Origin of the sequence: Kitasatospora sp. NPDC087315, assembly GCF_044744345.1 — a bacterium.
GTDB lineage: Bacteria > Actinomycetota > Actinomycetes > Streptomycetales > Streptomycetaceae > Kitasatospora.
This window is the reverse complement of record NZ_JBIUYD010000001.1, coordinates 109,128-122,628: the sequence shown is the minus strand read 5'-3', so window position 1 is coordinate 122,628 and position 13,501 is coordinate 109,128. Positions and strand designations below refer to the sequence as shown.

Annotated in this window: 9 protein-coding genes; 3 read left to right on the top strand and 6 right to left on the bottom strand. The window is 76.4% G+C overall.

Going from position 1 to position 13,501, the window contains the following annotated elements; all coding sequences use genetic code 11:
* Nucleotides 1–4: 4 nt before the first annotated feature.
* The 5 genes from ACIO5D_RS00475 to ACIO5D_RS00455 all read right to left on the bottom strand — a co-directional run bounded on the left by ACIO5D_RS00475 (nucleotide 5) and on the right by ACIO5D_RS00455 (nucleotide 9,225).
* Entirely contained in the window at nucleotides 5–1,858 is a 1,854-nt protein-coding gene (locus ACIO5D_RS00475; protein WP_400793398.1) for an amino acid adenylation domain-containing protein, read from the bottom strand.
* On the bottom strand, nucleotides 1,855–3,066 hold the full coding sequence (locus ACIO5D_RS00470; protein ID WP_400651460.1) for an acyl-CoA dehydrogenase family protein: 1,212 nt from the start codon (nucleotides 3,064–3,066) through the stop codon (nucleotides 1,855–1,857). Before ACIO5D_RS00470 ends, ACIO5D_RS00475 begins: the two co-directional genes overlap by 4 nt.
* Complete coding sequence (locus ACIO5D_RS00465) at nucleotides 3,063–6,218, bottom strand: amino acid adenylation domain-containing protein (RefSeq protein WP_400793397.1); 3,156 nt, start codon at nucleotides 6,216–6,218, stop codon at nucleotides 3,063–3,065. Before ACIO5D_RS00465 ends, ACIO5D_RS00470 begins: the two co-directional genes overlap by 4 nt.
* A gap of 184 nt (nucleotides 6,219–6,402) precedes the next feature.
* Complete coding sequence (locus ACIO5D_RS00460) at nucleotides 6,403–7,722, bottom strand: non-ribosomal peptide synthetase (protein WP_400793394.1); 1,320 nt, start codon at nucleotides 7,720–7,722, stop codon at nucleotides 6,403–6,405.
* A gap of 138 nt (nucleotides 7,723–7,860) precedes the next feature.
* Nucleotides 7,861–9,225: an MFS transporter gene (locus tag ACIO5D_RS00455; protein ID WP_363608150.1), complete on the bottom strand. Its 1,365-nt coding sequence runs from the start codon at nucleotides 9,223–9,225 to the stop codon at nucleotides 7,861–7,863.
* Between the two features lie 422 nt (nucleotides 9,226–9,647).
* Here ACIO5D_RS00455 and ACIO5D_RS00450 point away from each other — a divergent pair, with 422 nt between their 5' ends.
* The 3 genes from ACIO5D_RS00450 to ACIO5D_RS00440 all read left to right on the top strand — a co-directional run bounded on the left by ACIO5D_RS00450 (nucleotide 9,648) and on the right by ACIO5D_RS00440 (nucleotide 12,198).
* The gene (locus tag ACIO5D_RS00450) at nucleotides 9,648–10,610 is read left to right on the top strand and encodes a hypothetical protein (RefSeq protein WP_400651452.1); all 963 of its coding nucleotides are present in this window, start codon (nucleotides 9,648–9,650) and stop codon (nucleotides 10,608–10,610) included.
* A gap of 69 nt (nucleotides 10,611–10,679) precedes the next feature.
* Nucleotides 10,680–11,354 (top strand): hypothetical protein, encoded by a 675-nt coding sequence (locus ACIO5D_RS00445; RefSeq protein WP_363608152.1) that lies wholly within the window; start codon nucleotides 10,680–10,682, stop codon nucleotides 11,352–11,354.
* Nucleotides 11,332–12,198 (top strand): inositol monophosphatase family protein, encoded by an 867-nt coding sequence (locus ACIO5D_RS00440; protein WP_400793391.1) that lies wholly within the window; start codon nucleotides 11,332–11,334, stop codon nucleotides 12,196–12,198. The genes ACIO5D_RS00445 and ACIO5D_RS00440 overlap by 23 nt, the downstream gene beginning before the upstream one ends.
* 37 nt (nucleotides 12,199–12,235) lie before the next feature.
* Here the strand turns inward: ACIO5D_RS00440 and ACIO5D_RS00435 are convergent, their stop codons facing one another.
* Nucleotides 12,236–13,438, bottom strand: a complete 1,203-nt coding sequence (locus ACIO5D_RS00435) for an SLC13 family permease (RefSeq protein WP_363608154.1) — start codon at nucleotides 13,436–13,438, stop codon at nucleotides 12,236–12,238.
* Nucleotides 13,439–13,501 lie beyond the last annotated feature (63 nt).

Genomic DNA, 13,501 nt, shown 5'->3' with positions numbered 1-13,501 from the left:
GTGGTCAGGAGGCGGCGACGGCGCTCGGGCGTTTCTCCTCGACCAGCCGCCCGACGCCGCGCAGGTCGGGCTGGCGCAGCACCTGGGGGGCGCGCAGCCGGACCTCGTACTCCTCCTCCAGAGCCGCCAGCAGACGGGCGGCGGCGAGCGAATTGCCGCCCGCGTCGAGGAAGTTGTCCAGCGGACCGAGGTCGGGGCGGCCCAGCAGCTCCCGGCAGAGCCGCAGCACGGTCCGCTCGGTGGGCGTGGCACCCTCCTCGGCGGCCCCGGCGCCGCGGGTCTCCTCCTCGGCCGCGAGCAGGGCGGCCCGGTCGACCTTGCCGTTGGCGTCCAGCGGGAATGCGTCGACCACCCGGACGACGGCCGGCACGGCCTGCTCCGGCAGCCAGGCCCGGACCTCCGGCAGCAGCTCGGCACCGGTCGGGCCGCCGGTGCCCAGACCGCCGTCACCCGGCGCCGGCTGGACGAAGGCGACCAGCTGGACCCCGCCCGCCCGGTCCGGCCGCGCCGCGACGACGGCCCGGCGGACCCTGGCGTCACGCTCGAACGCCGCCTCGACCTCGGCGGGTTCGATCCGGACGCCGCTGACCTTGACCTGGTCGTCGAGGCGGCCCAGGAACTCCAGCACGCCGTCCGGCCGCATCAGCACCCGGTCGCCGGTGCGGTAGACGCGGTCGGCGCCCTCCACCCCGTCCGGCGCGGGGACGAAGCGGCGGGCGGTGAGCTCCTCGTCCAGGTAGCCGAGGGAGAGGCAGCGGCCGCCGATCCACAGTTCACCGGAGTGTCCGCGCGGCACCGGCCGGCCGGCCCCGTCGGCGACCAGCAGCACCGCGCCGGGCACCGGCCGGCCGATCGGCGGCGCGCCGGTGCCGTGGTCGGCGCCGGGCGCCATGGTGTGCGTGGTGGTGACCACGGTGGCCTCGGCCGGCCCGTACATGTTGTGCACGGTGGCGGTGACGTCCGGGCCGGGGGCGCGGCGCAGCCGGTCGCCGCCGATGCCGAGGTGGCGCAGCGCCAGCCCGGTGGGCCAGGGCCGGTCGAGCACGGGTTCGGCCAGCGGGGTGGGCAGCACGCTGACGGTGATCCCCGCCGAGCGCCACCAGTCGGTGAGCGCGCCCCGGTCCCAGCGGACGGCTTCGGGGGCCACGACGAGGGCGGCGCCGGAGGTGAGGGTGGCCCAGAGCTCCTTCACGTGCGGGTCGAAGGCGACGCCGATCAGCAGGCTGTGCCGGTCGCCGGGGCCCAGGCCGGTGAGCTCGCGGTACCAGTGCAGCAGGGAGCCGAGGGAGGGCTCCCCGACGGCGACCGCCTTGGGGGTGCCGGTGGAGCCGGAGGTGAGGACGGCGTAGTGGGTGCCGGCCGGGGCGCCGACCGCGCCGGCCGGGGCCGGGGCGAAGGCGGCGACCACGGTGGGGTCGGCGACCGCCCCGGCGAGCGGGGCAGAGAGCGGGAGGTGCTCGCCCCCGGCGTGGGCGGGCGGCAGCAGCGCCGGGTCGCCGACCAGGCAGGCCAGTCGCAGGTTGCGGGCGACGGCCTGGAGCCGGCGTTCGCCGGGGCGCGGGCCGAGCGGCAGGTGGACGGCGCCGAGCCGGGCGACCGCCAGGGTGACGGCGACCAGCCCCGCCGAGTGGTCCAGGCAGACGCCGACCAGGTCGCCGGGACGCACCCGGTCGCGCAGGGAGTCGGCCAGCGCGTCGGCGAGGCGGTCGAGTTCGGCGTAGCTCCAGGTGCGCGCACCGTCGACGAGCGCCGGGGCGTCCGGGGTCCGGCGGACCCAGTCGGTGAAGAGGCCGAGCACGGCGCCGTCCTGGTGCGGGCGGCCGTACGCGACGCTGGAATCAACCTGATTGTTCGTCATATCGCGCCCTCCGGGCGAGTGGTGGTCGGCCGGCCCAGACCCATGGCCTGCGCGACGATCACCTTCTGGACCTCGGAGGTCCCCTCGATGATCGTCATCATCCGGACGTAGCGGTACAGGAACTCCAGCGGGTGCCCGCGCACCCAGCCGGTGGCGCCGTGCACCTGGAGCGAACGGTCCACCGCGCGGACGGCGGTCTCGGAGGCGGTGAGCTTGGCGAGCGCCGCGTTCTCGGGCGCCTCGGTGCCGTCGTCGACCAGCCGGGCGCAGGCCAGGGTGAGCAGCTTGGCGGCCTCCACCTCGGCCCGGGTGCTCACCAGGTGCTCCTGGACGTGCTGGTAGCTCCCGATCCGTTCGCCGAAGGCCTGCCGTTCCCGGGCGTACTCGACGCCGAGCCGCAGCGCGTACTCGGCGACGCCGTTGCACATCGCGGCGACCACCAGGCGGCCCCGGGAGAGGCTCTCCATGGCGAGGGCCGTGGCGGCGCCGACACCCTCGGCTCCGCCGATCACCGCGTCCATCGGCACCCGGACCCGGTCGAGCGTCAGCTCGAACAGCGGCTCGCCGGACATGCCCTCGTACCGCTGGCCGATCCGCAGTCCCGGCTGGTCCATCGGGAGGGCGAAGGCGGTGGCTCCGGCGGTCGGGCCGGCGCCCCGCCCGAGGTCGGTGGCGGTGACGACGAGGGCGAGGTCGGCGCGGTCGGCGTTGCTGACGAAGGTCTTGCGGCCGTCGATCACCCAGCCGTCGCCGTCGCGGACGGCGGTGGTGGTGAGCCGGAACGCGTCGGATCCGGCGTGCGGTTCGGTGAGGGCCAGGCAGCGGGCCGCCTCACCCCGCACCAGCGGCAGCAGCCAGCGCTCGATCTGCTCGGGCGTGCCGTGCCGCAGCAGCGGGCTCGGGCCGTCCGAACCGGCCAGCGCGTACGGCGCCAGCGGGCAGCCGCTGCGGCCCGCCGCGTGGTGCAGCAGCACCACGGCCGTGAACGGCATGCCGGAGCCGCCGAGTTCCTCCGGGTAGTCGCCGGCGTAGAAGCCGAGCGCGGCCGAGCGCTTGCGGACGTACGCGCGCAGCTCGGCGGGCGGCTGGTCGGCGGTCTCGGGCAGTTCGGCGGCCAGCGGGACGAGTTCGCGGCGGACGAAGCTCTCGAACGCGTCGACCAGTTCGCGGTGGTCGCGTTCCAGGACGGCGGAGGGTGCGGCGTTCACCGGGCGCCTCCGGTCAGGGCGCGGGCCTGGTCGGCGAGGACGGGGTGCTGGAACAGCGTGCGCAGCGCCGGTCGGCCGCCCAGGTGCGGCTCCAGCCAGGCGGCCAGCCGGGCGGCGAGCAGCGAGTGGCCGCCGACCTCGAAGAAGTGCGAGTCGGCGGTGAAGCGGTCGTGGCCGAGCACCTCGCGCCAGGCCTCGGCGACCAGGTGCTGGCCGGGGTCGGCGAAGGCGGTGGCCGTCGGCGCGGTCCGCTCGCCGGGGGCGGGCAGTTCGGCGGCGATCCGGGCGAGGGCGGCCCGGTCGGGCTTGCCGCCGGGCAGGGTCGGCATGGTGTCCAGCGCCGTCCAGACGGCCGGGACGAGCCCGCCGGGCAGCCGCAGCGCGAGGGCGGCGTGCAGCGCGGCCTGGTCGGGCTGTTCGGTGCCCTCCAGGAACCCGAGCAGACGGGGGCCGACGTCCTGCCCCTGACTCTGCTCCCGGTCCCGGTCCTGGTCCTGGTCCTGGTGCAGCACCACCGCGCAGGACCGGCCGCCGAGTTCGGCCGAGGCGGCCGCCTCGATCTCCTCCAGCTCGATCCGGTGACCGCGGAGCTTGACCTGGTTGTCCCGGCGGCCGAGGAACCAGAGCCGGCCGGTCAGGTCGCGGTACCCGCGGTCGCCGGTGCGGTACACCCGCTCGCCGCCGAGCGCCGGCACCGCGACGAACCGGGCGTCCGTGAGATCGGGGAGGCCGAGGTAGCCGTCGGCCAGCGCGGCGCCGCCGACCGCCAGCTCGCCGACGCACCCGGCGGGCAGCGGCTGGAGCCCCTCGTCCACGACGTGCACCCGCACGCCCGGCAGCTCGACGCCGAGCGGGATCTCGGCGTCCCCGGCCAGGTCGGCCGCGGTGACCTCGTGCACGGTGGAGGTGACGGTCGCCTCGGTGACGCCGTAGGCGTTCAGCACCGTGGTGGCGGTGCCGTCGGTCAGACCGCGCAGCGCCCGGGCGGGCAGCCGCTCACCGCCCAGCACGAGCAGTCGCGGGGACCACCGCCCGTCCGCCAGCGCCTCCCGCAGGTCCTCCCGGACGGCCAGGAAGTAACTGGTCGGCAGGTTGGCGACGGTGACGCCGCGGGCGGCCAGCACCGCGACCAGCTCCGGCCCGGTCGGCACCTCGCGCTGCGGCAGGACGAGGGTGGCGCCGGCCGCCAGCGAGGGCAGTACCTCCTCCAGCGCCACGTCGAAGGAGGGCCGGGCGAACAGCAGCACCCGGTCGGCGGGGCTCAGCCCGTACCGGCGGGCGAGGGCGGCGACCCAGCCGGCCAGCGCCTCCCGGCCGACCAGCACCGGCTTGGGCACACCGGTCGAGCCCGAGGTGTGGATCAGGTACGCGGCGCCGTCGAGCACCGCGGCCGGCTCCGCCTTCGGGAACGCCGGACCGTCCAGCAGCGCCGGGGTGACGCCCTCGGCGGGCAGGGCGAGCGCGCTCTGCCGGGTGGCCAGGACGAGGGCGGGGCTCAGCCGTTCCAGCAGCAGGCCGAGGCGGGCCGCCGGGTCCTCGGCGGACAGCGGGGCGTACACCGCGCCGTGGCGCAGACAGGCGAGCAGGGCGACCACGCTGTCCACCCCGCGCGGCAGCACGGCGGCCACCGGCTGGCCGGGGGTCACTCCGGCGGCGCTCAGCCGGTCGGCGAGCGCGCCGACCCGGCGGTCGAGGTCGCCGTAGGTGAGCCGCTCGGCGCCGGCGACCAGGGCGAGCGCGGCCGGGTCCTGCGCGGCGGCCGGGTCGAGGACGACGGGGGCGGCGGCCTCGACCACGGGCCCGGCGGCGGGGACGGGCCCGGCCGCCAGCTCGGCCAGGGCCGCCTGCGGCCGGTCGAGGTAGCAGCGCAGCAGCTCCAGCAGGCGTTCGGCCAGCAGCCCGGCGGTCTCCTCGCCGAAGAGGTCCGCGTCGTAGTCCCAGACCAGGGTCATCCCGGCGGCGCCGTGCTTCTCGCCGACCACCCGGCGGTCGTCCGGCAGCAGCACCAGGTCCAGGTCGAAGCGGGTGGTGCCGGTGTTGAAGCCCTCGTACAGCGAGACCTCCAGGCCCGGCGCCTGGACGTCGGGCAGCGCCGCGTCGTGCGCGCTGAACATCACGCTGAACAGCGGGTTGTCCGCCCCGGTGGTGTGCAGCCCGAGCAGCCGCGTCAGCTCCTGGACCGGCACGTCCTGGTGGGGCAGGGCGCGGAGCAGGACGTCGGTCGCCTCGTCCACCGCCTCGGTACCGGGCGCGGCCGGGTCCAGCCGCAGCCGCAGCGGCACCGTGTTGACGAACATGCCGACGGTGCCCTCGAAGCCGGGCGGCCGGTTGCCGACGGCGGTGCCGACCACCAGCTCCCGGTGGCCGCTGTGGCGGCGCAGCAGCTCGGCGAAGAGGGTGAGGAGGGTGCTGAACGGCGTGTGGCCGTCCTGCCGGCCGCGGTCGCGCAGCCGCTCGGCCAGGTCGGCGCCGATCGACTGGCGCAGCTGGCCGCCCCGGTGGCGGCGGACCGCCCCCGGGCGGGCCAGCCCGGGCAGGGCCAGGGCGAGCGGGGCGTCCGTCAGCTCGCGGCGCCAGAACTCCAGGCCGCGGGCACGGTCCCCGTCCCGGGAGCCGTCGGTGCCGGTCCGGACGTGCTCCTCGTAGGAGGGGGCGGCGGGCAGTTCGGCCGGCTCGCCGAGGACGTGCCCGCGGTAGACCGTGAACAGGTCGCGCAGCAGGATCGCGAACGAGTGCCCGTCGTGGACCAGGTGGTGTTCGACGTGGATCAGCCGGTGGTGGTCCTCGCCGAGCCGGACGAGGTGCCAGCGCAGCAGGGGCGCCTGCGTGGTGTCCAGCGGCTCCTCGGCCTCGGCGGCGAGCAGCGCGCGGAAGGCGCCTTCGGGGTCGGCCTCGCCGGAGAGGTCGCTGGTGCGCAGCCGCGGTTCGGTCCGGGCGCCGACCCGCTGGCCGGGCACGCCCTCCGGCCGGGCGACGAGCTCCAGCCGGAGGCCGGGGTGGTGGGCGAGCACGGCGGTGAGCCCGGCGCGCAGCGCGTCGGGGTCGAGCGCGCCCCAGAGGTCGAGGGCGGCGGTGAAGTTGTAGGCGCGGCTGCCCGGCAGCATCTGCTCGTGCAGCCAGACGATCTCCTGCGAGGAGGAGAGAGCGAACATGGACGGTCCCTTGGCTGTGGCGGGTGGGTGTTCGTTCGGGATCGGACGGCGGGCGGGCGTGGTGGACCCGCCCCTCGGGTCGGTGCGGGCGCCGGGGGTGGTGGCGCCGGACACCGGTGGTTCGGGCGGACGGTGGTCGCGGGCGGACGGAGGGTCGGAGGAAGGCGGGCGCGCCCGGGTGGGATCAGGCGGCGCCCAGGTGGTGGCGGAGCGTGGACAGCAGCGCCTCGAACGCGGCCTCGGCGGCGGCGTCCGGGCAGCGGTCGCGGTCCCAGGCGAGGCGGACCAGCAGGTCGTCCCCGTGCGAGGCCGAGACCGCGAGCGGGGCGGCGAGCGGCCGCCCGGCCAGGTGGGTCTCCCGGCCCGCCGTCCCGGCGAGCACCAGCGGCGGGCGCCGGTCCAGGTCCTCGAAGGTCAGCGCCGCGTCCAGGGCTCCCGTCCAGGGCGCCCCGGCGGACCGGGCGGCGCGCACCAGCTCGTCGAACGGGGTGTCGGCGTGGTCGAGGTCGTCCCACCAGGCGGCGCCGAGCGCGCCGAGGTCGCCGGCCGTTCCGGCGGCGGCCGGGTGCACCAGGGTGTTCAGGAAGCAGCCGAGGACCGGCGGCGCACCGGGCGGACGGCCGCCCCACGGGTAGCCGAGCGCGAGCGCGCGGTCCGGGCGGAACGCCCGGTGCGCGGCGACCGAGACGGCGTCCAGCAGGGCGGGGAAGAGCGCGGCGCGGGCCGCGCCGGTCACGGCGGGCAGCCGGTGGACGACCATGCCGGTGGGGCGCGGCGCCGCGCCGGAGGGCGCCGGGCCGCCGCTCAGTCCGCCGAGCCGGGCGGCCCAGTGGGCGTGCGCGGCGGGGCTCGCGGCGGCGGCCTCGGCGGCCAGCTGGAGCTCCACCGCCTCCCGGTAGGCGGCCAGGCCGTCGGCAGCCGGCCCCGGCCCGGACAGCCGCCCGTCCTCCGCGGTCTCCGTGGCCGCTGTGACCGCCGCGCCGTCCGCCGTGTAGGCCGCGCCGAGTTCCGCCGTGGCGAGGCCGAGCGACTGCTCGTCACAGACCGCGTGGTCCAGCGCGAGCGCCAGCAGTTCCTCGTCGTCGTCCGGCCCGGCCGCGAGCAGCAGGCGCAGCGCCGGCCCGTCGGCCGGCCAGTCGAGCAGGGCGCGGCGCAGCGCCTCCCGCGCCGTGTCGCCGGGCCCGACCGTCACCCGGGCCACCTCGACGGACGGTTGGCCGAGCCGCAGCACGGGCGTGCCGCGGACGGTCGCGAAGCCGCCGCGAAGCGCCGGGTGGCGGGACGCCAGCCGGGTGGCGGCACGGCGCAGCCGGGGCAGGTCCACGGCGCCGCGCGGATAGCCGAAGAACAGCGGCACGACGTCCGGGCAGCCCTGCGGGTCGAGCCGGCGGGAGATCAGGAAGCGGCGCTGGGCTCCGGTGAGCGGAAGCAGGCCGGCCGGCCCGCCGGAGGCGGCGACGGACCGGTACCGGGCGAGGTAGGCGGCGGTGATGCTGGGCTGCACGGAAGGGTGCCCGCTTTCGGTTCGAGGCGTGTCGGGGCGTGTAAAGGCGTGTCGGGGCGGCCACCGGGCCGTCCGGCGGCACGCGGCCGGTCGGAGTCGGCGGGCGGGCGGGTCAGCGGATGTGGCCGGTGAACGTGGTCAGTGGGCAGGTCCCGCCCCGTCGGCGCCGGTCGCCGGCCCGGCCACGGTCTCGGCCACCGGCCCGGTCTCGGGCCCGGCCGCCCCGGAATCCGCCGGCCCCGCCCCGTCCGCCCCACCGGTCGGCAGCTCCCGCAGGCCGCGCAGCGGCGACAGCAGCAGCGGCACCGGGACGGCCAGGAACCCGACGGCGCAGACCCAGAGGGCCGTCCGCGGTCCGGCCGCGGCGGCGACGGCGCCCCCGGCCAGGGCGCCCAGCGGCAGGGTGCCCCAGACCAGGAAGCGCATGGTGGCGTTCATCCGGCCGAGCAGCTCGGGCGGGCAGACGCTCTGGCGGAAGCTCACCTGGGCGACGTTGTAGACCACCGCGCCGAACAGCACCACCCCCGAGCCCAGCCCGAACAGCACCGCCCCCGCTCCCCCGCCGGACAGCGGCCAGAGCATCGCGAACGGCGCCGTGGCAACCGCCGAGAGCCAGATCAGCCGGGCCTGGCCGACCCGCCCGGCCAGCCACCCCGCGCACAGCGCGCCGGCCAGGCCGCCGACGGCCGAGACCGAGAGCAGCGCGCCGATGGCGGCGGGCGAGAGCTCCAGCACCCTGACCCAGAAAACGGTCTGAACGGCCATCAGCACGGCGCCGAAGAGGTTGGAGACGGCGGTGGCGGTGGCGATCGCCCGCAGCAGCGGGTGCCGCAGCACGAACCGGACGCCTTCGGCGACCTCCGCGCGCAGCGACCGCCCGGGCACCGGCCGGGGCGCGGGTTCCTCGGTCCGGATACCGGACAGCAGCACCGCCGAGGCCAGGTAGCCGACCGCGTCCGCGGCGATCGCGAGCGGCGCGCCGAGCAGCTGGACCAGCCCGCCGCCCAGTCCTGGGCCGGCCACCTGGGCGGAGGAGCGGACGGTCTCGATCGCCCCGTTGCCGCCGACCAGGTGCTCGCGCGGGAGCAGCGCGGGCAGGAAGGACTGGTGGGCCACGTCGAAGAAGACCGTGGCCACCCCGGTGACCAGGGCAACCAGGTAGAGCTGGGTCATCGTCAGCACGCCGAGCGCGGCGGCCGCCGGGATCGACCCGACGGCGAGGCAGCGCACCACGTCCGCGCGGATCAGTACGGGCCGTTTGCGCGTCCGGTCGAGCCAGGCGCCCGCGGGCAGGCCGACCAGCAGGAAGGCGGCGGTCTCGGCGGCGGTCAGCAGACCGACCTGGAACGGTGTGGCGTCCAGCTCCAGGACCGCGGCCAGTGGGAGCGCGACCAGGGTCACCTGGCTGCCCACCTGGGCGGCGGCGGCGCCGGAGAGCAGGAGGCGGAAGTCGCGGTGGCCCAGCAGGCGGTCCCGTGCCGGACGACGAGGAATGTCGTTCATCAGTACGACTCTCGGTGACGGATCCGATACGGAGCAACCGGCGGGAATGTTTCCGGACGCCTCCCGGAACGGCCGGATCGCGCCACCGTCCCCAGCTGCCCCAGGGGTCGCCTCCGCCCCAGCCGCCCCACCGGGGCCGTCCGCGCCGCCGGGACCAGCAAGGTCATGACTTGGCAAAGGAAACGGCCCGACGCCCAACAGCGGGTCCGATATTCGGACATGCGTGTTCACGCCACCGGACACACTCCCGCAACTTGGCCGGATCCGGTGAATCCCTGACGGAGCATCACCCTCCGTTGGCGCTGCCGTGATACCGGCGCACGCCCGCGCGAGCGCCCCCGGCCGCATCCCGAACGTGCGGCTGTCTGGCCGTCAACTGCCTCCCCGACCTACCATGTTGGTGGTCGGAGGAGGTGGCGCCGGTGGCACGCGGAGACGGGGAGCCCGGACGGCGACTGGAGGCCGCGATCGCCTGGGCGCTCAGGAACTCGGACGGTGTGATCGCCTTCTGCGGCGCCCTGGTCGTCGGACTCCTCGACATGCTCGGGGGCGCCATCGACGACAACGTCGTCTCCGGGGCCACCCTGCTGGTGCTGGCGGCGGTGGTCTACGGATCGCTGGCCGAGCGCAAGCGGCGGATCACCGACATCCGGGAGGCGACGGCCGGCGCCAGGCAGGCGCTGGACAGCCTGGCCTCGGTGCGCGAGCTGGCCGGCGTGGACCTCGAACGGGCCCTGGAGCTGGCGCGACAGGACACCGACCGCTGGGTGTTCAAGGGCGGCACCGGCACCTACCTGCGGGCCGTCACCCTGCCCGAGTGCGTGCGCGAGGCGCAGCGCAGGCGCCGTTCCCTCACCGTCAAGATCGACATCGTGCACCCCGGAGACGAGCGGGCCTGCGCCTCCTACGCGCGGTTCCGGCAGACCTTCGGCCACCGGCCGGAGGTCCTGCCCGCCGACGGCTGGAGCGTGGAGCGCACCCGCAAGGAGTCGTACGCCACGGTGTTCGCCGCGTGCTGGTACCGGCAGCGGCTCGACACCCTGGAGATCGACGTCCACCTCTCCGCCGTCGTCCCGACGCTGCGCTTCGACCTCTCCGCCTCGTGCCTGATCATCACCCAGGACGATCCGCGCCGGGTCAGCCTGTACGTGGAGCGCGGCCGTCCCCTGTACGACTACTACCTCACCGAGCTGCACCACTACCGGGAGCAGGCCGTCAAGCTCGACCTGCGGGACACCGAGCCGCTCAGCGACGACCCGACCGTCGACGAGGCCCGGCGCCTCTTCGAGCAGCTCCGGCTCCCGCTCCCCGCGGCCTTCGCCGACCGGGACGTCAGCGACATCATCGACCGGGCGCTGCGCGCGGAGAACCCCTACCGCAGGTAGGGCTTGTCTGACAATTCCCGCCGCGCCGCGAACTGTCGGACAATCCCCAGCCCTCGAAGGCAGGAGACGATGGAGGACCTCTTCACCACGCTCGACCGGGCCACCGGCCGCGACCGGGCGGCCCCCGGACTGGAGGGGCTGGTCCGCGGGATCCTGGCGGACGTCGCCTCGGGGGCGCTGGCCCTGCGCGCGGTGGCCCACCCGCTCGGGTTCTACTGCCTGCCGGTCCTGCGCGAGGGGGCGCACGGGGTGTGCGTGCACGTCTTCGGCCGCGCCCCGCAGGACCCGCGCCGGGCCGCCGACCCCCAGCAGATCCACTGCCACAGCTGGGAGTTGACGAGCAGCGTGCTCTACGGCCGGGTCGGCAACCTGCGGATCGGGGTGTTCGACGAGCCGCGGCGGCCGACGCACCGCGCGTTCGAGGTGCACAGCGCGGCGGGGACGGACGAGATCCGGCCCACCCCCCGGCTGGTGCGCTGGGAGCCCGGCGAGGAGCGGACCAGCGCGCGCGGCGAGACGTACACGCTGCCGGCGGGTGACTTCCACGCGACCCTGTTGCCGGGCGGCGCACCGGCCGCCACCCTGCTCCTGGGGCGGTCCGTGCCCGGGCCGGTGGACATCGTCCTGGGGCCGGTCGACGGCCCCGCCCACCGGGTGGTGCGCCGGCTCTGCAGCGTCGCCCAGACGGTTCGAATCGCCGGCGAGACAGCCAGGAGGATCAGTGAACACGCTCCGGCCGAATGACCCCGCACCCGATCTCTCGTTCGAGTGCCGGATCGCGGTGAAGGCCGCCGAGGAGGCCGGCACGCTGCTGCGGCGCCGCTTCCGGCGGGACTTCGGCGTCCGGCCGAAGGGCGCGGACGGCGATGTGGTCACCGAACTCGACCTGCTGGCCGAGGCCCTGGTCACCCGGCGGCTCGCCGAGTCCTTCCCCGACGACCTGATCGTCGCCGAGGAGGGCGGCCGGACCGACGGACGGAAGGAAGGCCCGCCCTCCGGCCGGACCTGGCTGGTGGACCCGCTCGACGGGAGCAACAACGTGGTGATCGGCCTGCCCGCCTATGTGGTGGGCATCGCGCTCTGCGTCGACGACCTGCCCGTCCTCGGCGTCGTCCACGACCCGGTGGCCGGTCGGACCTGGCGGGCGGTGCGCGGCGGCGGCGCGTTCGGCCCGGGCGGGCCGCTGCGGCCGGCGGCCGGTCCGGTCGCCGCGCCCAGACCGCTGCTCGGCTGGACCCAGGGGCACGGGGTGCCGGCCGGCGATCCGGTGGTCCGGTCGCTGAAGGCGGAGCTGGAGACGGGCTCGCGGCGGCTGCTCCAGCTCTGGGCACCGCTCCTCACCTGGTCGATGCTGGCCCGCGGGGACATCGACGGTTTCGTCGGCTACCGGGCGGAGGAGATCGACCTGCCCGCCGGATACCTGCTCGCGGCGGAGGCCGGCCTGGTGGTCCTGGGGCTGGACGGCACCGGGTTCAGCCCCCGGATCGGACAGCCGGAGACCGCGCGCAGCTTCGTCGCGGGGCGGCCCGAGGTGATCCCGTACCTGCTGGACCTGGTGGCCCGCACGGCCGCCCCGGACCAGGGCTGACCGGAGCAGGGCCGACCGGAGCCGCCGGGCCGCGGGGTCAGTTGGCGACGGCGAGAGCGCCGGTCGCCAGCAGCACCGCGCCGGCCGCCAGCACCGCGCCGGTCCCGGCCACGCTCCGCAGCGGCACCCGCAGGCCGTGCGCGCGGCACCGCTCGTACCAGAGCAGGGTCGCGAGGGAGGCCCACGGCGCCACCAGCGGACCGACGTTGGTCCCGATCAGCAGCGCCAGCAGCTGCTGGTGGTTGCCGGCCGGGACGGCGGCCTCCCCGGCCAGGTACACCGGCAGGTTGTTGAGCAGGTTGGCCAGGCCCGCGCCGACCGCCGAGGCCCGGAACATCCCGACCACCCCGCCGTCCGTCCCGATCGCCCCGGCCAGCACCCGGTGCAGCCCGTGCGCGTCCACCGTCTGCACCACCAGGAACATCCCCGGCACCATCACCAGCAGCCGCCACGGCACCAGGGAGGTCCGCAGCGCCGCCGGCCGCCGCACCGCGAAGGCCAGCACCGCGACGGCCGCGGCCACCCCCGAGGCCGCCCAGAGCGGGAGGTCGGCCAGCAGGGTCGACAGCAGGAAGCCCGCGCAGGCCAGCCCGCAGATCCCGAACAGCACCCGGTCCGCCGGCCGGTGGGCCGGCGGCGGCAGGTAGTCGGCCGCGCCCCGGCGGCCGCGCCGCCAGTAGAACAGCCAGAGGCAGACCATGGTGACCAGGACGGAGGCCAGTTGCGGCGCCCACATCACCCGGGCCAGCCCGGACGGCGACAGCGCGACCCGCTCGGCCGCCAGCAGGTTGGTCAGGTTCGACACCGGCAGCAGCAGGCTCGCGGTGTTGGCCAGCCAGACCGTGGTCATCGCCAGGGGCAGCGGCGCGATCCCCACCCGGGACGCCAGGGCCAGCATCACCGGGGTCAGCAGGACGGCCGTGGTGTCCAGGTTGAGGGTGACGGTGGTGACGGCGGCGAAGGCCACACAGAGCAGGAACAGCAGCGGGTAGCTGCCCCGGCCGGCCCGCGCCACGCCCGCCGCCACGACGTCGAACACCTCGGCGGCACTGGTGAGTTCGGCGAGCACGATGACCGTGCCGAGAAAGGCCAGCAGCGGCGCGATCCGGGAGAGCGCCGACCCGGCCGCCGCGGTCGGGAGCAGGCCGGTGGCGAGGCAGAGCAACCCGCAGGCGAGCAGCCCCGCGGCCACCCAGTCCAGCGGATGAAGGCGTCTGACGGCAACGGGGTAGGCGAACACGGGGGTCAGGGTCGCACACGAGCGGACATTGGTCGAGAGCGCCGAACCTGGTGTAAGGGCGGC